Origin of the sequence: Rhodoferax aquaticus, assembly GCF_006974105.1 — a bacterium.
GTDB lineage: Bacteria > Pseudomonadota > Gammaproteobacteria > Burkholderiales > Burkholderiaceae_C > Allorhodoferax > Allorhodoferax aquaticus_A.
The window spans coordinates 681,680-700,878 of the sequence record NZ_CP036282.1 but is presented as its reverse complement, the minus strand read 5'-3'; the positions used below and the strand labels follow the sequence as shown (position 1 = coordinate 700,878).

Here is a 19,199-nt window from a genome sequence, read left to right as displayed (position 1 = left end):
AAATGGAACTCACACCCCGAGAGAAAGACAAGCTTTTGCTGTTTACCGCTGGACTGCTGGCGGAACGCCGCAAGGCCCGTGGTCTCCAACTCAATTACCCGGAGGCCGTGGCCCTGATCAGCTGCGCCGTGATGGAAGGCGCGCGTGACGGCAAAACCGTGGCCCAACTCATGAGCGAAGGCCGCGCCGTGTTGACCCGTGCCGATGTGATGGAGGGCATTGCAGAAATGATCCCCGACATCCAGATCGAAGCCACCTTCCCAGACGGTACAAAACTGGTAACCGTCCATCAACCGATCGTATGAACACCCCCCGGCTTGCCCACTGCCCCGAAGCGAAGAAAGCCGCTTTCCCCCTTGCAGGGGGCAACACCAGTGGCCCGGCAAAGCCGGTTCCACGGTGTCTCTGGCAAAGACGACTCCCCCCTCTTCTCGCTCATTTTAGGAGATCCCATGCGTTCCTCATTGAAATCCGCTCTTCTTTTCGTAGCTACTAGCGCCCTATCCACGGGCGCTAGCGCCCATATTGGCACCGATCTACACAGCCACGGCAGCTTCATGACCGGCCTGCTGCATCCGCTGGGCGGTATGGACCACTTGCTGGCCATGCTGGCCGTCGGTGTCTGGAGTGCAGTGTCGGCCCGCCGTGCCGGGCCTGCCCTGTTGTGGGGACCACTTGCCTTTGCCAACATGCTGGTGTTGGGCGCCCTGCTGGGCCTGCAAGGCTTGGGCGGCGCCGTGGTGGAGCCCATGGTGGCGGCCTCGGTGCTGGCGCTGGGCCTGCTGGTGCTGACCCGCCAAGGCATGAATGCTGCAGCCTCCATGGTGCTGGTGGGTGGCTTTGCGGTATTCCATGGACTGGCGCACGGCGTCGAACTAGCCGCAACCGGCAACGCATTGGCTGCGGTAGCAGGCATGTTTGCTACCACCATTGCGCTGCACCTGACTGGCGTGGCATTGGGCTGGACCTTGCGTGCGGCCAACGTGTGGGCTACCCGCGCCACCGGCGCGGCCGTGGCTGCCTCCGGCGTGGCCCTGTTGATGCAACTGGCATAAAGGACAAGCCCATGATCCCCGGCGAACTCCTTCTTGACGACGGCGAACACCTGCTCAACACCGGCCGCCGCACGGTGACGGTGGTGGTGCAGAACCAGTCGGACCGGCCCATCCAGGTCGGCTCGCACTACCACTTTGCGGAGACCAATGGCGCACTCGGTTTTGACCGCGCAGTGGCGCAAGGCATGCGCCTCAACATCGCCTCCGGCTCGGCCGTGCGCTTTGAGCCCGGACAGCAACGCACGGTGGATCTGGTGGATATCGGCGGTGACCGTGTGATTTACGGCTTTCGCGGCCTGACCCAAGGGAGTCTTTAAATGACGAACAAATGTTTGCAGACCTCGCCATACCAGGGATGCCGTGGAACCGGCTTCGCCGGGCCACTGGCATCGCCCCCGGCAAGGGGGGTGGCGAAGCGTGCGCAGCACCGTAGCCTGGGGGTGAACTGATATGGCAACCATCGGACGCCGCGCCTACGCGGAAATCTTTGGACCGACCACCGGCGACCGTGTGCGCCTGGCGGATACCGGCCTGGTCATTGAGGTCGAAAAAGACTACACCTTGGCCTCAGGCAGCTATGGCGAAGAGGTGAAGTTCGGCGGCGGCAAAACCATTCGTGACGGTATGGCGCAAAGCCAGCGCACCAACGCGCCGAAGGCGGGACTTGGAGACAGCACCGGAGGTGCTGTGGACTGTGTGCTCACCAATGCCCTCATCCTGGACCACTGGGGCATCGTCAAGGCCGACATCGGCTTGAAGGGCGGGCGCATTGCGGCCATCGGCAAAGCCGGCAACCCGGACACCCAACCGGGCGTGGACATCATCATCGGGCCGGGCACCGAGATCATTAGCTGCGAGGGCAACATCGTCACCGCAGGCGGCATCGACTGCCATATTCACTTCATCTGCCCGCAGCAAATTGAAGAAGCACTCTCCAGCGGCGTGACCACCATGATGGGTGGCGGCACGGGTCCGGCCACCGGCACCTTTGCCACCACTTGCACGCCTGGCCCATGGAACATCGAGCGCATGCTGCAGGCGGCTGACGCCTTACCCATGAACCTCGGCTTCTTTGGCAAAGGCAATGCCAGCCTGCCCGGCGCGCTGCATGAGCAGATCAACGCCGGTGTAATCGGCCTCAAGCTGCACGAAGACTGGGGCAGCACGCCGGCTGCCATCAGCAACTGCCTAGATGTGGCTGACGAAACCGACATTCAGGTAGCCCTGCACTCCGACACGCTCAATGAATCCGGTTTTGTGGAGAACACGATTGAGGCCACCAAGGGCCGTGGCCTTTGCGCCTTCCACACCGAAGGCGCAGGCGGCGGCCACGCCCCGGACATTCTGAAGGTGGTGGGCCAGGCGAACTTTTTGCCCAGTTCCACCAACCCCACCATGCCCTACACCCAGAACACGCTGGATGAGCATGTGGACATGCTGATGGTCTGCCACCATCTGGACGCGGGCATTGCCGAAGACCTGGCCTTTGCCGAGAGCCGCATCCGCAAGGAAACCATTGCGGCGGAAGACATCCTGCACGACCTGGGCGCGATCTCCATGATGAGCAGCGACAGCCAGGCCATGGGCCGGGTGGGCGAAGTCATCATCCGCACCTGGCAGACGGCCGACAAGATGAAGTCGCAGCGCGGATCACTCCCAGAGGACTCCGCACGCAACGACAACTTCCGCGCCAAGCGCTATGTGGCCAAGTACACCATCAACCCTGCGATTGCGCACGGCATCAGCCATGAGGTGGGCAGCATTGAAGTGGGCAAATGGGCCGACCTGGTGATCTACAAGCCCGCTTTCTTTGGCGTTAAACCCGCGCTGATCTTGAAGGGCGGCTTCATCGCCCACGCCGCCATGGGCGACCCGAATGCGTCCATCCCCACCCCGCAGCCGGTGCACTACCGCCCCATGTTTGGCAGCTTCGGTGGCGCGCTGCACCGCGGCTCGCTGACCTTTGTGTCGCAAGCGGGCTTGAACGCCGGCATCAAGGAGCGCTTTGGTCTGGCCAAGAACGTGTCAGCGGTGAAAAACATCCGTGGTGTGCGCAAGCAGCACATGGTGCACAACAGCTACCTGCCGACCATGGAGATCGACGCGCAAACCTACAGCGTGCGCGCCGACGGCCAGCTACTGACCTGCGAGCCAGCCGTCAAGCTGCCCATGGCGCAGCGCTACTTTTTGTTCTGAGATGAGGCCCATGCTGGGCGATAAGCCGTCGGGAGACTACCCGTGCCTGCGTCGAATGATGCGGCGTGTGGCTGCGCCACAATGTGCTTTTCGACCAAACACCTGAATACCTATGCTCCAAGTCTCCAAACTTCTTCCCAAGGGCCAAGGCGTGGCCGCTGTTTTGCTCAAGCGCGCAGCCACCGTTGAATTGGATTGGGACGTGCGCCAGAAAAGCCGTTTTGACGCTACGGATTCCTTAGGCCGTACCTTGGGCGTGTTTTTGCCCCGTGGCACCGTGGTGCGCGGTGGCGACGTGCTGGTGGCGGAAGACGGCTCCATGGTCAAAGTCAGCGCAGCGCCCCAGGCCGTGCTGAAGATCACCCACTGCGCCAACCACGGCACACCCTTCGACCTGATCCGCGCGGCCTACCACCTGGGCAACCGCCATGTGCCCATCGAGTTGCAACCCGACCACCTGAAGATTGAGCCCGACCATGTACTGGCCGACATGCTGCGCGCCATGCACCTGATCGTGAACGCGGTGATTGAGGCGTTTGAGCCCGAGAACGGTGCCTACGCCACAGGCGGCCACCACGGCGGCCATCACCATGGGCACGATCATGACCACGATCATGACCACGCCGGCCACAGCCATGACCATGCCCCAAAACCAGCGGCCACTTTGCGCGGCATTCCGGTGGCGGTGCAGGCCAAGCCCCATGTGCACGGCCCCGGCTGCAACCACGGTCATGACCACGACCATGCGCACAAGCACGGCGACCAGTAAACGAATCACACCATGCTCGACAGCAGCCTGATGCAGCTCATGTGGCTGGCCTCCCCGGCCTTGCCCATTGGGGGATTTTCCTACTCGGAATGTTTGGAAGCCGCTGTGGATACTGCGCGAGCCGCTACAGAAAGTGAAGCATCTGCTTGGCTGGTGGAGCAGCTGCATATGACGCTGGCCCGCTCGGAGCTGCCCGCAGTGGCCCAAGCCATTGCCGCCTGGCGCGCGGACGACCAGCCCCGCATTGCCGAGCTCAACGCCTGGGTGCTGCAGACCCGCGAAAGCGCCGAGTTGCGCGCCCAGACCGAGCAAATGGGCAAGAGCCTGCTGGAATGGCTCAAGAACCACACCACCGCCACGCCCGCGCAGATTGCCCTGCTCGCCGCAAGCGGCCAAGGCGCACTGCGCACGCCAGAGCCCACCTACCCGATTGCGTTTGCGCTGGCGGCCAGTGCCACACAGGCTCCGGTGCGCGAATGCCTGCTGGCCTTTGCCTTCGGCTGGGCCGAGAACATGGTGCAGGCCGCCATCAAGGCCGTGCCGCTGGGCCAAAGTGCTGGGCAACGCATTCTGTCCGCGCTGACCGCCGAGATTCCTTCCGCCGTCGATTACGCCCTGAGCGTGGGCGACGACACCCGCCAAGCCTTCAGCCCCATGCTGGCCATTCTGAGCAGCCAGCATGAGGTGCAGTATTCCAGGCTTTTCCGCTCCTAGCGCACGTTGATAGTGCGCAAGTAGCTCACTTTTTTATAGTAAACACCATGTCTGCACTCCACCACATCGCCAACCGCACCAAGACCCTCCCCCCTCTGCGCGTGGGCATAGGCGGGCCTGTTGGCTCCGGCAAAACTACGCTGCTAGAAATGCTGTGCAAGGCCATGCGCGACCAGTACGACCTGGTCGCCATCACCAACGACATTTACACCAAGGAAGACCAGCGCCTGCTCACCGTGAGCGGCGCCCTGCCCGCTGAACGCATCATGGGTGTGGAAACCGGCGGCTGCCCACACACTGCCATCCGCGAAGACTGCTCCATCAACTTGGAAGCCATTGACCGCATGCTGGTGGACTTTCCCAATGCCGACATCGTGTTTGTGGAGAGCGGCGGCGACAACCTGGCCGCCACCTTTAGCCCCGAGCTGAGCGACCTGACCATCTACGTGATCGACGTGGCCGCTGGTGAAAAGATTCCGCGCAAAGGCGGCCCTGGCATCACCAAGAGCGACCTGTTCATCATCAATAAGACCGACCTCGCCCCCCATGTGGGTGCGAACCTGGACATCATGCGCAGCGACACCGAGCGCATGCGCAACACGCCCAAAGGCATGAAGCCTTTTGCCATGACCAACCTCAAGACTTTGGCGGGTTTGCAGGAGGTGATTGCCTTCATCGAAACCAAAGGCATGCTGCGGCCTCAATGACCGCCATCGGCCTGCTGCATGGCTTCAGCTCCCTTCGGTTACGCCACGGCCTTGTTGGCTGGCAAAGTAGACCACTTTGCGGGCGCGCATCACATCGCCCAGCGGCCGATGGGCTGCCAGCGCTTGCCATGGGTCAAACACGGCGGCTTCCACTTGCTTAGCGAAGGTGGCATCGAGCGCGGTGTCCTGCTTGGGCAAGGTGAGACGGGCCACGGTGGTGTAGGGGGTGGGCCAGTCCACCGTGGCGTCTTCAATGGGGGTGATGGCCTCGCTCACATAGGGCTGTAGTTGCAAATCCCAGTGCAGGTCTTGGCCTTTTAGGCGGCCAGAAAAGTCGGCGTTCCAATCGTCTTGGCTGCCTTGGCTGGGGGCGCCATTGCTTGCGGCGGGTACCAAGCGCACACGCACCGCATACGGGCCGCTGGCAATGGGCGCTGCGCTGTGCATGGCAGTTGCGGCAAAGCCACCAAAGGGTTTGCCAAAGGTTTTGATGGTTTCCAAAATGCGGCCCGGCACGGCCAGCCAGCCGTAGCGCTTGCCCAAATGCTTGATGAGTGCGCCACCGCCATGCGAGGCTGCCACCACAAACTCTACAAACTCGTCACTCTTTTTGAAGGCGAACTGCGCATGGTTGATCAGGGCGAAGTCTTGGCTGACTGCGGGGCCGTGCCCCAAGGCAGAGTCGCCTTGCACGCCCAAGACCCGCAGGGCAAAGCCGCGAATATCGGGCTGGCGGTCTTTGGCTTTGTCCATGGCACCGTTGGACAGGCGCACCCACACGTCGTACTCACCGGGTTTTGCAAACAGGCCCTGCGCTGCAAAGGCGGGCAGGCCGTCGAGCACCTGCAGGCGACCATGGGCGGCCGTGAGTTGCTTGCGGTGCAGCGCGCGGCCGTTGCCGTACTTTTGCGACTTGCGGGCTTGGATGTCTGCAAACTGCTTCGCATAGTCGGCAAAGCGCGTGGCTTCGTCGGGGGCAATCACTTCTTTCCAATCGGTGCTGGGGGTGTGGGGCGCGGTCATGGCTTGGGCTCCTGATGATGTGGCGCCATGCTACCCGAGCGCACCGGGCTTGCCATCGTGTTTACCCCCATGCTGGGCCCTACCAAGCCTTGTATTTGCGCTGAGCACACCCATATCCCCACATTGCGGCAAGATTGCGGCAGGAATTTATTCAAAAGGGGCTTTTTGTGACCGACTCCATCCTCATTCAACAACCCACCGGCCCAGCCCAGCAATTGATGGTGCTGCACCATGGCGTGGGTGGCAGTGCGCAGCACATGGTGGGGGTGGGCCAGCATTTGGCCGCGCAGTTTCCCAACGCGTACATCGTGAGCGTGCAGGCCCCACACGCCAGCGACCTCGGCACGGGTGCCCAGTGGTTCTCGGTGCAAGGCATTTCTGAAGACAACCGCCCTGCGCGCATTGCCCAAGCCATGCCGGCCTTCCTCAAAGACCTGCGGCATTGGCAAGCGCTGAGCCAGGTAGGCCCCGAGGCCACCTTGCTGCTGGGTTTCTCACAAGGCGCCATCATGTCTCTGGAAGCGGTGCAGGCAGAGCCACAGGTGGCTGCCCGCGTCGTGTCGCTGTCAGGCCGCTACGGCACCCTGCCTGCGCTTGCCCCCGAGCGCACCACGCTGCACATGATCCACGGCAAATCGGACGCCGTGATTCACTACGGGTATTGCGTGACTGCAGCCGAGCATTTGATCATCCTGGGTGGCGATGTGACGGCCGATGTCATCCCCTTCCTAGGCCACGAGGTCAATGACGAGGTGCTGACCTTGCTGACCGAGCGGCTCATGAGCCACTTGCCCAAGCACCAATGGGCGGAAGTGATGAAGGCGGCACCGCAGTCGTAGCACCTGAGCACTGGCGTGCAGCCGATGGCTTGCATTTGGCGGTGCGGACGATTTGTCCAACGGGTGGCAGCGCTTTGAGGACGCGTTGCTGACTCGCTTGTTCCGACAGGCGATGGAGGGCAAGACCAGCGTGCGCAGCGAACAAGAGCGCCTCGCCATTGCACGCACCCACCTTGCCAGCCAGAGCGATACCCGGCAGCTCACGCGCTGGCACCAACCAGCGGGTTTGGTCAGCGCCTTGGAAGCTGTGCAAGCCCCTGCCTCACGCGGCAGACAAGCTAGCGATGCGCATCCCAGCCCATACGGCGCGTGCCCCGAGTTTTACCCCGGGAGGCTCCTTGGGCTTGAGCGCGTTGACCGTCGGCGCGTTTTTGAGCCACAAGCTTCCCGACGCCTTACCGGCGTGGGCTTCAGGTCCACCATCACCGACAACGTGGTTAACTACCTGCGCTACGTCGACGTAGACAATGCTGATCTGCGCTTGCGCCCCGGCATGACGGCCAACCGATCAGCGCCGCGCCTCCTGTGTTTGAGACTGGCGAGGCCACCTGATGCTTTACAGCGTCTTCCTTCTCGCCTTGCGCTCAGTGCAGCGCAACATGCGCCTGTCGTTTCTCGCCATCGTGTGTATCGTGATGGGGGTGAGCGCTGTGAGCGCCATGGTGACTTTAGGCAACGTTGCAACCCATTCCATTCAGTTGCAAATCCCCCGAATGGGGCCCAAATTGCTGCTGCTGATGCCTGGCCAGTGCGGGCCGGGTGGGAGTGGCGGCGGCGGCGGTGTGCCCCATTTTGCGCAAGCAGACGGCGAGGCTATTGCGACCTAAATGAGAGGCGTGGCGGCAGTTGCGCCGCAAGGACGAGCCGCGGTGACGGTGGTTGGCAATGGCCGCAACTGGGTGAGCTCGGTCACCTGCACCACCAATGCATGCTTTACCGTGCCCAATTGGATGTTAGCCAGCGGCCGTTTGTTCGACCCTGACGAACAATGCGCAGGCAGCGCGGTGTGCATCCTAGGCGAGACCGTGCCGCCAGCAAGCCACTCGAAGTCAGTTTGCGTCAGTGAATGCGTGAGGGGTGCAAGCTGGCGTAAGGAAGCGACGATAACTTCAATATCTTCGACACACAACAGTTGGCCGCGACACTGTCCAGCACCATGGGAGTGCTTACCGATTTGCTGGGTGCCGTTGCTGCGGTGAGCCTGTTCGTTGCTGGAATAGGCATCATGAACATCATGCTGGGGAGCGTGACCGAACGTACGCGTGAGATTGGTCTGCGCCTCGCTGTTGGCGCACTGGAGTCGGAGGTGTTGCTCCAGTTTTTGATTGATGCGGTGGTGCTGTCTGCGCTTGGCGGTGTGATTGGCGTGGCTATTGCCACCGGCGCATCGTATGCGCTGTCGATGGTAATGTCCGTTCCCTACGCGTTCGATCCGGCTATCAATGCATTGGCTTTGGTGTTTTCTGCCTGCATCGGTGTGGTGTTCGGCTACTTTCCTGCGCGCCGTGCGGCACGCATGGACCCTATTGAAGCCCTTAGACACGAATAGACGAGCGAGGACACGCTACCATCAGCGCATGAAAACGACTTATATTTTTGGCGCAATTTTGCTTTGCAGTGCAATGGGTGTGGTGGTGGGTGGCCGCGGTGCGAAGACTGCGTGTTTGGCAGTTTCCGCTGCCCTTGCGATTTATGGGCTTGCGCGCATGCTGGGCTAAGCGGATGGTGTTTTCATTCTGGCATGAGAAGTATGTACCGAGCAGGGGTCGGGCATGTACCGAGTAGTCACCAAGTCTTTCTCTTATACCGGCGGCCAACGACGCCGCACCACCGAGAACGGGCCTTGGCAGCCGCATGAGCAATGGGCTATGGCTTGGGCGAACTACCTTCGGTCTACAGGCAACTATGAACGCGTTGAAATTGAGTCCAACGTGATCGATAAGACAGCCGGAAACGGCTTTACCCGCTAGCGGTGTATGCAAACCTTGGAACAGTTAGGCTTCACGATCGACCGATTAACTTTTGAAACGCATGACGCACATTAACGGCCTGGAATTGCCATCCCCTAGCGGAAGCGAGCTCAAAGCTGCACGTCTCACGGCGGGTTTAAGCCAAGTGCAAGCAGCCGAGCTTATGGCCTACCCAGTGCAAGCAGGGAGCCGAGGCGGCTTGCAGTCGCGAACTTGGCAGGCGCTAGAGAGCACAAGTGATGACCGCAATATGCCGGGTCCCACATTTGCGCTTTTCTTACTACTCACAGACCAACACCCTTCGTTGCGTTTAGTGCCGCGTGATGGAGCTCATGAGACAAGCGCGTGTGCCAAAGAGGGCCACCCATAAGTCTACGTCGGAGGTTCCACTCCAGCCTCTGGGGCGCCCCCAATCGACTCGAAGCTTGAGACCATGCTGAGGGTCGAGGCTAGCGAGGGCGTCTTAGTTCTGCACACGGCCGACGCTTTGCTGTCCAGTTGTAGTTTCGCGCCTCAAACAGAGACTGAGTTAGCAAACCAATAGATGCACATCCAGTTCCAGTGACGCAAGTGGGCCAAAAGCCAGCCATTGGGCGCATGTGCTTACCCTAGCCACGCATCTTGCCCCTTTACCACCTGGGCTTGAGATTACAAGCCTAGGCAATTACGACTTGGGAAACCGCTCCCTCGTCAGCTATGGGCATCGTTCAATGAGCGCCGGTGGTACGACATTGGCAGGCTCCCTGTGTGATCGCGCTGGCGGAAGCAGCGCACGTCACCCAAATAATGCCAGCCGTCGGCATCCCAAAGCCGCTAGCAACCACACTTATGTACGGTAGGCGTGAGTGCTTGACCGAAATCAACATGAACAGCTAGGCTTCTAAAGAGGCTTGGGCAACGACTACTCACGAAACATGACCCAGCAATGGAAAAAGCCCACCAAGGTGGGCTTTTCATATATTGAACCAACAATTCAATTGGTTGCGCGAGAAGGATTTGAACCTCCGACCTTTGGGTTATGAGCCCAACGAGCTACCAGACTGCTCCATCGCGCGGTATTCCTATATTATATACTATTCCGCATTGGTTTCTGCGACTTCTTCGTTATTTGTTTCCGCACGGTCAACAAATTCAACCAAAGCCATAGGCGCGTTATCACCAACGCGGAAACCCATTTTCAAAATACGTGTGTAACCACCTGGGCGTGCCTTGAAACGTGGGCCCAGTTCGTTGAACAACTTCGTAACGCTGTCGCGGTCACGCAAGCGGTCAAATGCCAAACGGCGATTTGCCACAGTTGCTTCTTTTGACAAAGTGATCATAGGTTCGATCACACGGCGCAATTCTTTAGCCTTTGGAACCGTTGTCTTAATGACTTCGTGTTCGATGATGGAGTTCATCATGTTGCGCAGCATAGCCAAACGATGTGAGCTAGTGCGATTGAGTTTACGTAGACCGTGTCCGTGGCGCATAGTAAGTTTCCTTTTTGAATAATAAAAGGGCAGCCGGATCAGGTACTGCCCCTTGCACTGAACCCCATTTACAGGGTTCGGATTAATTAACGCTTTTCTAAAGCTGCTGGTGGCCAGCTTTCTAACTTCATGCCAAGCGTTAAACCACGAGATGCAAGCACCTCTTTGATTTCGTTGAGTGATTTACGACCCAAATTCGGAGTTTTCAACAACTCGTTTTCGGTGCGTTGAATCAAATCACCGATGTAATAGATATTCTCTGCCTTCAGGCAATTCGCGGAACGCACAGTCAACTCTAGCTCGTCGACAGGGCGCAGCAAGATCGGATCAAACTGTGTATTACCACGTGGGGCTGGCGCATCAAATGCTGCCAACTCACTACCTTCCAGTTGTGCAAATACGGCCAACTGCTCGACCAGAATCTTGGCGGAAGCACGGACGGCATCTTCAGCAGACACTGCACCGTTGGTTTCGATTTCCACAACCAACTTGTCCAAGTCCGTACGCTGTTCAACGCGCGCACTCTCAACTGTGTAGCTAACGCGCTTGACAGGAGAAAATGAAGCGTCCAACACAATACGGCCAATAGAACGATTTGGCTCATCCGCATGACGACGCATCGTTCCTGGAACATAGCCACGGCCTTTTTCGACCTTGATCTGCATGTCCAACTTACCACCGTGTGACAAGTTCGCGATAACGTGGGCAGGATTGATAATCTCAACATCGTGAGGTGTCTGTATGTCCGCAGCTGTCACAACACCTTCTGAATCCTTGCGCAGACTCAGAGTCACCTCGTCACGGTTGTGCAACTTGAACACCACGCCCTTGAGGTTCAAAAGGATGTTCACAACATCTTCTTGCACACCGTCAATGGACGAATACTCATGCAGAACACCTGCAATCGTCACTTCAGTAGCGGCAAAACCTGGCATAGACGACAACAGAACACGACGCAAAGCGTTACCGAGTGTGTGCCCGTAACCGCGCTCGAATGGCTCCAAAGCGACTTTAGCCCGGTTATTACCGAGCTGCTCAACACTGATTGATTTTGGTTTCAGCAAAGCATTTTGCATTCAAGACTTCCTCTCAATACCCCCAGCTCGTTACACCGGTAAGGCTGGTGAAGCGCCCCGATGTTGATGCAATCTCAATCGGGGGACGTTTAAATTATTTTGCCAGTTTAGCGAGAGTACAACTCAACGATCATCGATTCGTTGATATCAGCGCCAAATTGATCGCGGTCTGGTACGGACTTAAAGGTACCTTCAGCTTTTTCGATATTCACATCTACCCAAGAAGGCATACCGACTTGCTGCGCCAACTGCAATGCTTCGACGATGCGATTTTGCTTCTTAGACTTTTCACGAACAGCAATCACGTCACCGGTTTTCACCATGTACGACGGAATGTTGACTGACTTACCGTTGACCAAAATAGCCTTGTGGGAAACCAACTGACGGGCTTCTGCACGGGTAGATCCGAATCCCATGCGATATACCACGTTGTCCAAGCGGCTTTCTAGCAGGGACAGAAGATTCGCACCAGTGTTCCCACGGCGGCGGTCTGCCTCTTCGAAATAGCGACGGAACTGCTTTTCTAAAACGCTATACATGCGTTTTACTTTTTGCTTTTCCCGCAACTGCATTCCGTAGTCTGACGTCCGAGCACCCGAAGTGCGGCCATGCTGACCTGGCTTAGAGTCAAATTTTGCCTTGTCCCCGATCGCGCGACGAGCGCTCTTCAAGAACAAATCAGTGCCTTCTCGGCGAGATAGTTTGGCCTTAGGGCCTAGGTAACGTGCCACTTGATCTTCCTTTTATGTCATCTACTGCGCAGAAACGCAGGAGCCTTCAGTACACACTGCAGGCGGTGGGCTTGTGAAATTAAATGCGGCGGCGCTTTTGAGGGCGGCAACCATTGTGTGGCACGGGGGTCACGTCGGCAATCATATTGATGCGGATCCCAAGCGCTGCCAAGGCACGAACAGATGATTCGCGACCTGGACCGGGGCCTTTGATCTCAACATCCAAATTCTTGATGCCTTGCTCAATTGCGGCGCGTCCAGCCACTTCCGAAGCCACCTGTGCCGCGAAAGGAGTCGACTTACGCGAACCCTTGAATCCCTGACCACCTGATGACGCCCAAGAAAGTGCGTTGCCTTGGCGATCAGTGATCGTGATGATAGTGTTATTGAAAGACGCATGGACGTGCGCGATACCGTCCGCTACGTTCTTACGTACTTTCTTCCGCACACGTTGTGCTGCGCTATTTGCTGGTGCTTTTGCCATATCAGACTCTCAATCTATTTATTTCTTCAACGAAGCAGCAGCCTTACGCGGACCTTTGCGGGTACGTGCATTGGTGCGTGTGCGCTGCCCACGCATCGGCAGGCCACGGCGATGACGGAAGCCTCGATAGCAACCAATATCCATCAGACGCTTGATGTTCATTGTCGTCTCACGACGCAAGTCACCCTCGATAGTGAAAGCTGCGATTTCGTCGCGAATCTTCTCAAGGTCACTATCAGTCAAGTCCTTGACTTTCTTTGAGTAAGCGATGCCGCATGCTTCGCAAATTTTGCGAGCGCGTGTGCGTCCAATTCCAAAGATGGCGGTCAGGCCAATCTCGGAGTGTTGTTGCGGCGGAATATTGATGCCAGCGATACGTGCCATTTTCGTCCTCTAAAACTCTTGCAATTAGCCTTGGCGTTGCTTATGACGCGGATCTGTACAGATCACACGAACAACACCCTTGCGGCGGATAACTTTGCAGTTGCGGCAAATTTTCTTAACCGAAGCTGAAACCTTCATATCTTTCTCCTAAAACCTTTGTGCACATTGCCACTGCAACGCACTAACATTTATAGTGCCACTCAGACCCACATAAGCGAACCCGAAATGCCCCAAAACCAACGCTCCACGGACCTCGTCTGTTTTGACTCAATCGCTTCAAGTAGACTTGAAATTCGCCTTCTTCAGCAACGACTCGTACTGCTGAGACATCATGTAGTTCTGCACTTGGGACATGAAGTCCATAGTGACTACCACGATGATCATTAAAGACGTACCACCAAAATAGAACGGAACGTTGTATTTCAGAATCAAGAATTCGGGCAACAAACACACAAACGTAATATAGATCGCACCAGCCAGTGTTAGGCGCAACAGTATCTTGTCTATGTGCTTTGCGGTGTTTTCTCCAGGCCGAATCCCGGGGATAAACGCGCCGCTTTTCTTAAGATTGTCGGCAGTTTCACGGCTATTGAACACCAAAGCGGTGTAGAAAAAGCAGAAGAAAACAATCGCACTTGCATACAACATCACGTAAATGGGCTGACCAGGACTCAGCGTACTGGCAATATCCTTCAGCCAACGCATAGACTCACCAGCGCTAAACCAGTTCGCAACGGTCGCAGGCAACAAAATAATCGACGAAGCGAAGATTGGAGGTATGACACCCGCCATATTCAACTTCAGCGGCAAATGAGACGACTGTCCGCCATAAACCTTATTCCCTACCTGACGGCGGGCGTAGTTTACCAGAATTTTCCGCTGCCCACGTTCAACAAAGACGACAAAGTACGTAACCAGTGCCACTAACACAACGATCAGCAGCGAAACAATAATGCTCATAGAGCCAGTGCGTACTAACTCTAATAGCCCTCCAACAGCATTTGGCAATCCAGCCGCAATGCCACCGAAGATTAGGATTGAGATTCCGTTGCCTAGACCACGCTCGGTAATTTGCTCACCCAACCACATGAGGAACATAGTTCCCGCCGTTAGGGTGACAACGCTTGTCAGCCGAAACCCAAATCCAGGGGAGATCACTAAACCTGCAGATGCTTCAAGCGCCAACGCAATACCCATCGACTGGAACAATGCAAGACCTAGTGTTCCGTACCGGGTGTACTGCGTGATCTTGCGACGCCCAGCCTCGCCCTCTTTTTTTAGCTGCTCGAAAGTTGGCAGCACATAGGTCAACAGTTGCATGATGATCGATGCCGAAATATACGGCATGATCCCCAACGCGAATATGGTAAAGCGCGACAACGCACCACCAGAAAACATATTGAACAGGCTTAATATCCCGCCTTGCTGGCCTTTGAACAGTTGCTGTAGTTGAGCAGGGTCTATTCCTGGTACAGGAATGTGCGCGCCAATACGGTATACCACCAAGGCTAGTAGCAAGAAAACAAGCCGGCGACGCAAGTCGCCAAACTTGCCGGTTTTCGCTATCTGTGCTGCGTTTGTTGCCACGAGCTTCTTCTCTTAGTAGATGCTTACGCTACGGTGCCACCAGCTGCCTCGATGGCAGCCTTTGCACCTGCAGTCGCACCAATGCCAGTCAGCTTTACAGCTTTAGACAAAGCGCCTGTATTGACAACTTTTACTACCTTTGCCAATTGGCCAACCAACCCAGCCTGCTTCAGAGTAAGCAGGTCGACTTCAGCAGTGTTCAACACCTCTAAAGTTGTTAGCGTGATTTCAGCATTGAACTGGAGTTGAGCTGACTTGAAGCCGCGCTTTGGTAGGCGACGGTGCATCGGCATCTGTCCGCCTTCAAAGCCTACCTTGTGGTAACCACCAGAACGTGACTTCTGGCCTTTATGGCCTCGGCCTGCAGTCTTACCAAGACCAGATCCAATTCCGCGACCAACGCGACGCTTCGCGTGCTTAGCCCCAGCGGCAGGTTTAATGCTATTGAGTTCCATATTTACCTCTTACAGCACCTTGACCAGGTAACTGATCTTGTTGATCATGCCGCGGACCTCAGGGGTATCCACCAGTTCGCTCACGCTGCGAATTTTGCGCAAGCCCAGACCGCGCACTGTGGCGCGATGCGACTCTTTGCAACCAATTGGGCTACGCACCAATTGGATTTTTACTGTTTGTTGTGTAGTCATTTTCAGGACTCCGATTATGCGAAGATCTCTTCAACAGACTTGCCACGCTTAGCAGCGACGGTCGCAGGCGTAGTTCCCAACGACAGTGCATCCAAGGTCGCGCGGACCATGTTGTAAGGGTTGGAAGAACCATGGCTCTTAGCGACGATATCTGTGATACCCACGACTTCAAAGACTGCGCGCATTGGTCCACCAGCAATAATGCCTGTGCCTTTTGGTGCAGGTGCCATCATCACGTTGGCAGCGCCATGGTGACCTTGAACTTGGTGATGAATGGAACCATTCTTCAAGCTCACTTTGATCATGTTGCGGCGAGCCTCTTCCATGGCTTTCTGCACAGCTGCGGGCACTTCTTTCGATTTGCCCTTACCCATGCCGATACGACCTTCACCGTCACCTACAACCGTCAAGGCAGCGAATCCGAGGATACGACCGCCTTTAACAACCTTGGTCACGCGATTGATCGCGATCATCTTTTCGCGCAGACCGTCCTCAGGACCCTCTGCTTTGCCTTGCATTTTTGCTTGTACTTTAGCCATCATTTATTCCGATCTGCTTAGAACTGCAAGCCAGCTTCACGTGCTGCATCAGCCACCGCCTTGACGCGACCATGGTATGCAAATCCCGCACGATCAAACGCGACTTTTTCAACACCAACCGCCTTCGCCTTCTCGGCTACGCGTTTGCCAATAATCTGTGCGGCCGATACGCTGCCGCCTTTGCCAGCAGCGCCCAACTCTTTGCGTACTTCGGCTTCGACGGTGGAAGCGGTCGCCAACACTTTGCTTCCGTCGCCAGAGATAACACTCGCGTACATATGCAAATTGGTGCGATTCACTGTCAATCGTGCCACGCCCTGTGATGCGATACGAATGCGAGTCTGGCGGGCTCTGCGAAGACGTTGCTCTTTTTTGGTCAACATAGTGCAGCTCCTTATTTCTTCTTAGTTTCTTTGATCGTGATCTTCTCATCCGAATAACGGATGCCCTTACCCTTGTAGGGCTCAGGGGGACGAACAGCACGGATCTCAGCGGCAATCTGACCAACACGTTGGCGGTCAGCACCTTTGATGATAATTTCTGTGGGCGTTGGTGTTGCAACCACAATACCAGCCGGCATATCAAAGTTGACTGGGTGTGAGTAACCCACAGCCAAATTTAGCTTTGCGCCAGATGCTTGTGCCTTGTAGCCCACGCCGATCAGATTTAGCTTTTTCTCGAAGCCTTTAGTGACGCCAACAACCATGTTGTTTACTAACTGGCGCATAGTGCCAGTCATAGCATCTGCTTCACGAGAAGCGTTCGCAGGCGTGAAGCTCAACTTTCCAGCGTCATTCACGACCTTAACCAAATTGTTTTGCGCAACTTGCAAGCTTCCACCAGAAGCTTTCACACTGATTTGCTCACTGCTTACAGCCACTTCGACGCCAGCAGGCACAACGACAGGTATTTTTCCTACACGGGACATTTCGTATTTCTCCTCAATGTAGTATTAAGCGACGTAGCACAGCACTTCACCGCCGACACCGGCAGCGCGCGCTTTGCGATCGGTCATCACGCCTTTTGGCGTCGTCACGATGGCAACACCCAGTCCATTTTGGACCAGTGGAATTGCTTCGCTACCGCGGTAAACACGCAAACCTGGGCGGCTAACGCGTTCGATACGCTCGATAACCGGACGACCTGCGTAGTACTTCAAGCTGATTACCAGCTCTGACTTGCCGTCAGCTGTAGTGACTTTGAAGTCATCTACATAGCCTTCGTCTTTCAGAACTTGTGCGATTGCGACTTTTACCTTCGAAGAAGGCACTGATACGCTTGTCTTTGCAACCATTTGGGCATTGCGGATGCGTGTCAGCAAGTCAGCGATTGGATCACTCATACTCATATTAGTTTCTCCTACCGCTTACCAGCTTGCCTTGACGATTCCAGGGATCTCACCTGCAAAAGCCATTTCGCGAATTTTTGAACGACCCAAACCGAATTGCTGGAATGTTCCGCGAGCGCGGCCAGTAATTGCGCAACGGTTACGTTGACGGGTAGGGTTTGCATTGCGGGGCAACTTTTGCAACGCAAGACGGGCAGCAGCACGTTCTTCATCAGAGCGCTTTGCATCGTTAGCAGTTGCCTTCAGGTCAGCATGCTTCTTTGCATACTTTGCCACCAACTGATCACGCTTCAGCTCACGCTGGATTAAAGCCATTTTAGCCACTTGTGACCTCAATTCTTGAACGGGAAACGGAAACCTGCGAGCAGTGCTTTGCACTCTTCGTCGGTCTTAGCCGTTGTGGTAATGCTGATATTGAGACCACGCAAGGCATCGACCTTATCGTATTCAATTTCAGGGAAAATGATTTGCTCTTTAACGCCGATGTTGTAGTTACCACGACCGTCGAAAGCACGGCCAGAGATACCACGGAAGTCACGAACGCGAGGCAAAGCAATGGATACAAAGCGATCCAAGAATTCGTACATTTGCACGCCGCGCAAAGTCACCATACAACCGATGGCTTGGTTTTCGCGGATCTTGAACCCAGCAATAGCCTTCTTTGACATAGTCACCACAGGCTTTTGGCCTGCAATCTTTGTCAAGTCGCTCACTGCGTGATCCATAACCTTCTTGTCAGCTACGGCTTCGCTCACACCCATGTTCAGAGTGATTTTTGTCAAGCGAGGCACTTCCATTACGGATTTGTAGCCAAACTTAGCCATCAACTCTGGCGCAAGCTTTTCACGGTATTGTTGTTGAAAACGAGCCATGCTTATGCCACCTTGATTTCTTCGCCGCTCGACTTGTAAACGCGCACGCGCTTACCATCAGCCAGCACCTTGATACCAACACGATCAGCCTTACCAGTTGCGGCATTAAAAATTGCCACATTGGACTGGTGAATAGGCATTGTCTTTTCAACAATACCGCCGGTCGTACCCTTCATCGGATTTGGCTTGGTGTGTTTCTTCACCAAGTTAATCCCATCAACCACCACATGGGAGTCATCTTTACGCTGGGAGATTTTCCCGCGCTTACCCTTATCACGTCCCGCGATAACGATAACTTCATCGCCTGTGCGAATTTTGTTCATGGCGCGTCCTTACAAAACTTCAGGTGCCAAGGACACAATCTTCATGAACTTTTCAGTACGCAATTCGCGCGTCACTGGTCCGAAGATGCGGGTGCCGATAGGCTCCAACTTGGCATTCAACAATACTGCTGCATTGCCGTCGAACTTCACCAAAGAGCCGTCAGCACGACGGATACCCTTGGCAGTGCGAACCACCACAGCACTGTAAACCTCGCCTTTTTTGACGCGGCTACGTGGCGCAGCTTCTTTAATGCTAACTTTAATAATGTCGCCAACGCTTGCGTAACGACGCTTAGAACCACCCAGCACCTTGATGCACAGGACGGACTTAGCGCCAGTATTGTCGGCAACTTCTAATCGAGATTCAGTCTGGATCATTTATATATTCCCAACTTGCACCGGATTTGGCACTCCGCTACTTTGCAGAGATCAACCAAAGCCAATCAGTCTTGGGCCCGCTATC

General features: G+C 56.1%; 29 protein-coding genes and 1 tRNA gene. 11 read left to right on the top strand and 19 right to left on the bottom strand.

The genetic code is table 11. The annotated features are described in order from the left end of the window. The first annotated feature begins 2 nt into the window (after nucleotides 1-2). From ureA to ureG, 7 genes are all read left to right on the top strand, one after another. Nucleotides 3-305, top strand: a complete 303-nt coding sequence (gene ureA, locus EXZ61_RS03345; protein WP_142809008.1) for an urease subunit gamma — start codon at nucleotides 3-5, stop codon at nucleotides 303-305. A gap of 147 nt (nucleotides 306-452) precedes the next feature. Beyond that, a complete protein-coding gene (locus EXZ61_RS03340; protein WP_142809006.1) occupies nucleotides 453-1,055 on the top strand; it encodes a HupE/UreJ family protein in 603 nt (200 codons plus the stop codon). A gap of 11 nt (nucleotides 1,056-1,066) precedes the next feature. Further along, nucleotides 1,067-1,372 (top strand): urease subunit beta, encoded by a 306-nt coding sequence (locus EXZ61_RS03335; protein WP_142809005.1) that lies wholly within the window; start codon nucleotides 1,067-1,069, stop codon nucleotides 1,370-1,372. A 133-nt stretch (nucleotides 1,373-1,505) separates the two neighbouring features. Next, nucleotides 1,506-3,251, top strand: coding sequence for an urease subunit alpha (gene ureC / locus EXZ61_RS03330; RefSeq protein ID WP_142809003.1), 1,746 nt, complete (start codon nucleotides 1,506-1,508; stop codon nucleotides 3,249-3,251). A 112-nt stretch (nucleotides 3,252-3,363) separates the two neighbouring features. Then, a complete protein-coding gene (gene ureE / locus EXZ61_RS03325) occupies nucleotides 3,364-4,020 on the top strand; it encodes an urease accessory protein UreE (RefSeq protein WP_142809001.1) in 657 nt (218 codons plus the stop codon). A gap of 12 nt (nucleotides 4,021-4,032) precedes the next feature. After that, nucleotides 4,033-4,734, top strand: coding sequence for an urease accessory protein UreF (locus tag EXZ61_RS03320; protein ID WP_142808999.1), 702 nt, complete (start codon nucleotides 4,033-4,035; stop codon nucleotides 4,732-4,734). A 47-nt stretch (nucleotides 4,735-4,781) separates the two neighbouring features. Further along, a complete protein-coding gene (gene ureG / locus EXZ61_RS03315) occupies nucleotides 4,782-5,441 on the top strand; it encodes an urease accessory protein UreG (protein ID WP_142808997.1) in 660 nt (219 codons plus the stop codon). Between the two features lie 24 nt (nucleotides 5,442-5,465). Here the strand turns inward: ureG and EXZ61_RS03310 are convergent, their stop codons facing one another. Next, a complete protein-coding gene (locus tag EXZ61_RS03310; RefSeq protein ID WP_142808995.1) occupies nucleotides 5,466-6,464 on the bottom strand; it encodes a catalase family protein in 999 nt (332 codons plus the stop codon). A 167-nt stretch (nucleotides 6,465-6,631) separates the two neighbouring features. Here EXZ61_RS03310 and ypfH point away from each other — a divergent pair, with 167 nt between their 5' ends. From ypfH to EXZ61_RS03295, 4 genes are all read left to right on the top strand, one after another. Then, complete coding sequence (gene ypfH / locus EXZ61_RS03305; protein WP_168224688.1) at nucleotides 6,632-7,303, top strand: esterase; 672 nt, start codon at nucleotides 6,632-6,634, stop codon at nucleotides 7,301-7,303. 599 nt (nucleotides 7,304-7,902) lie between these two features. Further along, on the top strand, nucleotides 7,903-8,130 hold the full coding sequence (locus EXZ61_RS22560; protein WP_425353606.1) for an ABC transporter permease: 228 nt from the start codon (nucleotides 7,903-7,905) through the stop codon (nucleotides 8,128-8,130). A 329-nt stretch (nucleotides 8,131-8,459) separates the two neighbouring features. Next, nucleotides 8,460-8,852, top strand: a complete 393-nt coding sequence (locus tag EXZ61_RS22555) for an ABC transporter permease (protein WP_425353605.1) — start codon at nucleotides 8,460-8,462, stop codon at nucleotides 8,850-8,852. Nucleotides 8,853-9,075: 223 nt separating this feature from the next. Continuing rightward, nucleotides 9,076-9,273: a hypothetical protein gene (locus tag EXZ61_RS03295; RefSeq protein WP_142808991.1), complete on the top strand. Its 198-nt coding sequence runs from the start codon at nucleotides 9,076-9,078 to the stop codon at nucleotides 9,271-9,273. Between the two features lie 978 nt (nucleotides 9,274-10,251). On the opposite strand, the gene EXZ61_RS03285 is transcribed toward EXZ61_RS03295, so the two are convergent. The 18 genes from EXZ61_RS03285 to rplN all read right to left on the bottom strand — a co-directional run bounded on the left by EXZ61_RS03285 (nucleotide 10,252) and on the right by rplN (nucleotide 19,114). Then, nucleotides 10,252-10,328, bottom strand: a tRNA-Met gene (locus EXZ61_RS03285). A gap of 18 nt (nucleotides 10,329-10,346) precedes the next feature. Further along, a complete protein-coding gene (rplQ, locus tag EXZ61_RS03280; RefSeq protein WP_142808987.1) occupies nucleotides 10,347-10,745 on the bottom strand; it encodes a 50S ribosomal protein L17 in 399 nt (132 codons plus the stop codon). 86 nt (nucleotides 10,746-10,831) lie between these two features. Continuing rightward, nucleotides 10,832-11,821: a DNA-directed RNA polymerase subunit alpha gene (locus EXZ61_RS03275; protein ID WP_142808985.1), complete on the bottom strand. Its 990-nt coding sequence runs from the start codon at nucleotides 11,819-11,821 to the stop codon at nucleotides 10,832-10,834. A 107-nt stretch (nucleotides 11,822-11,928) separates the two neighbouring features. Continuing rightward, nucleotides 11,929-12,552: a 30S ribosomal protein S4 gene (gene rpsD / locus EXZ61_RS03270; RefSeq protein WP_142808983.1), complete on the bottom strand. Its 624-nt coding sequence runs from the start codon at nucleotides 12,550-12,552 to the stop codon at nucleotides 11,929-11,931. 79 nt (nucleotides 12,553-12,631) lie between these two features. Then, nucleotides 12,632-13,036, bottom strand: a complete 405-nt coding sequence (gene rpsK, locus EXZ61_RS03265) for a 30S ribosomal protein S11 (RefSeq protein WP_142808981.1) — start codon at nucleotides 13,034-13,036, stop codon at nucleotides 12,632-12,634. A gap of 18 nt (nucleotides 13,037-13,054) precedes the next feature. Continuing rightward, complete coding sequence (gene rpsM / locus EXZ61_RS03260; protein ID WP_142808979.1) at nucleotides 13,055-13,420, bottom strand: 30S ribosomal protein S13; 366 nt, start codon at nucleotides 13,418-13,420, stop codon at nucleotides 13,055-13,057. A gap of 24 nt (nucleotides 13,421-13,444) precedes the next feature. Next, the gene (gene rpmJ, locus EXZ61_RS03255) at nucleotides 13,445-13,558 is read right to left on the bottom strand and encodes a 50S ribosomal protein L36 (protein WP_084795560.1); all 114 of its coding nucleotides are present in this window, start codon (nucleotides 13,556-13,558) and stop codon (nucleotides 13,445-13,447) included. Nucleotides 13,559-13,696: 138 nt separating this feature from the next. After that, nucleotides 13,697-15,007 carry a preprotein translocase subunit SecY gene (secY, locus tag EXZ61_RS03250; protein WP_142808977.1) on the bottom strand — a complete coding sequence of 437 codons (1,311 nt, stop codon included), beginning with the start codon at nucleotides 15,005-15,007 and terminating at the stop codon, nucleotides 13,697-13,699. A 23-nt stretch (nucleotides 15,008-15,030) separates the two neighbouring features. Continuing rightward, nucleotides 15,031-15,462: a 50S ribosomal protein L15 gene (gene rplO, locus EXZ61_RS03245; protein ID WP_142808975.1), complete on the bottom strand. Its 432-nt coding sequence runs from the start codon at nucleotides 15,460-15,462 to the stop codon at nucleotides 15,031-15,033. Between the two features lie 9 nt (nucleotides 15,463-15,471). Next, nucleotides 15,472-15,654 (bottom strand): 50S ribosomal protein L30, encoded by a 183-nt coding sequence (rpmD, locus tag EXZ61_RS03240; protein ID WP_142808974.1) that lies wholly within the window; start codon nucleotides 15,652-15,654, stop codon nucleotides 15,472-15,474. A gap of 14 nt (nucleotides 15,655-15,668) precedes the next feature. Then, nucleotides 15,669-16,193: a 30S ribosomal protein S5 gene (gene rpsE / locus EXZ61_RS03235; RefSeq protein ID WP_142814079.1), complete on the bottom strand. Its 525-nt coding sequence runs from the start codon at nucleotides 16,191-16,193 to the stop codon at nucleotides 15,669-15,671. Nucleotides 16,194-16,210: 17 nt separating this feature from the next. Next, nucleotides 16,211-16,576 (bottom strand): 50S ribosomal protein L18, encoded by a 366-nt coding sequence (gene rplR, locus EXZ61_RS03230; RefSeq protein ID WP_142808972.1) that lies wholly within the window; start codon nucleotides 16,574-16,576, stop codon nucleotides 16,211-16,213. Between the two features lie 11 nt (nucleotides 16,577-16,587). Beyond that, nucleotides 16,588-17,121, bottom strand: a complete 534-nt coding sequence (gene rplF / locus EXZ61_RS03225; protein ID WP_142808970.1) for a 50S ribosomal protein L6 — start codon at nucleotides 17,119-17,121, stop codon at nucleotides 16,588-16,590. Between the two features lie 24 nt (nucleotides 17,122-17,145). Next, nucleotides 17,146-17,541 carry a 30S ribosomal protein S8 gene (gene rpsH, locus EXZ61_RS03220; RefSeq protein WP_142808968.1) on the bottom strand — a complete coding sequence of 132 codons (396 nt, stop codon included), beginning with the start codon at nucleotides 17,539-17,541 and terminating at the stop codon, nucleotides 17,146-17,148. 18 nt (nucleotides 17,542-17,559) lie between these two features. Beyond that, nucleotides 17,560-17,865, bottom strand: a complete 306-nt coding sequence (rpsN, locus tag EXZ61_RS03215; RefSeq protein WP_142808966.1) for a 30S ribosomal protein S14 — start codon at nucleotides 17,863-17,865, stop codon at nucleotides 17,560-17,562. A gap of 8 nt (nucleotides 17,866-17,873) precedes the next feature. Further along, nucleotides 17,874-18,413, bottom strand: a complete 540-nt coding sequence (gene rplE / locus EXZ61_RS03210) for a 50S ribosomal protein L5 (protein ID WP_142808964.1) — start codon at nucleotides 18,411-18,413, stop codon at nucleotides 17,874-17,876. Nucleotides 18,414-18,415: 2 nt separating this feature from the next. After that, entirely contained in the window at nucleotides 18,416-18,736 is a 321-nt protein-coding gene (gene rplX, locus EXZ61_RS03205; RefSeq protein ID WP_142808962.1) for a 50S ribosomal protein L24, read from the bottom strand. A 9-nt stretch (nucleotides 18,737-18,745) separates the two neighbouring features. Then, nucleotides 18,746-19,114 carry a 50S ribosomal protein L14 gene (gene rplN, locus EXZ61_RS03200; RefSeq protein WP_142808960.1) on the bottom strand — a complete coding sequence of 123 codons (369 nt, stop codon included), beginning with the start codon at nucleotides 19,112-19,114 and terminating at the stop codon, nucleotides 18,746-18,748. Between the last annotated feature and the right edge of the window lie 85 nt (nucleotides 19,115-19,199).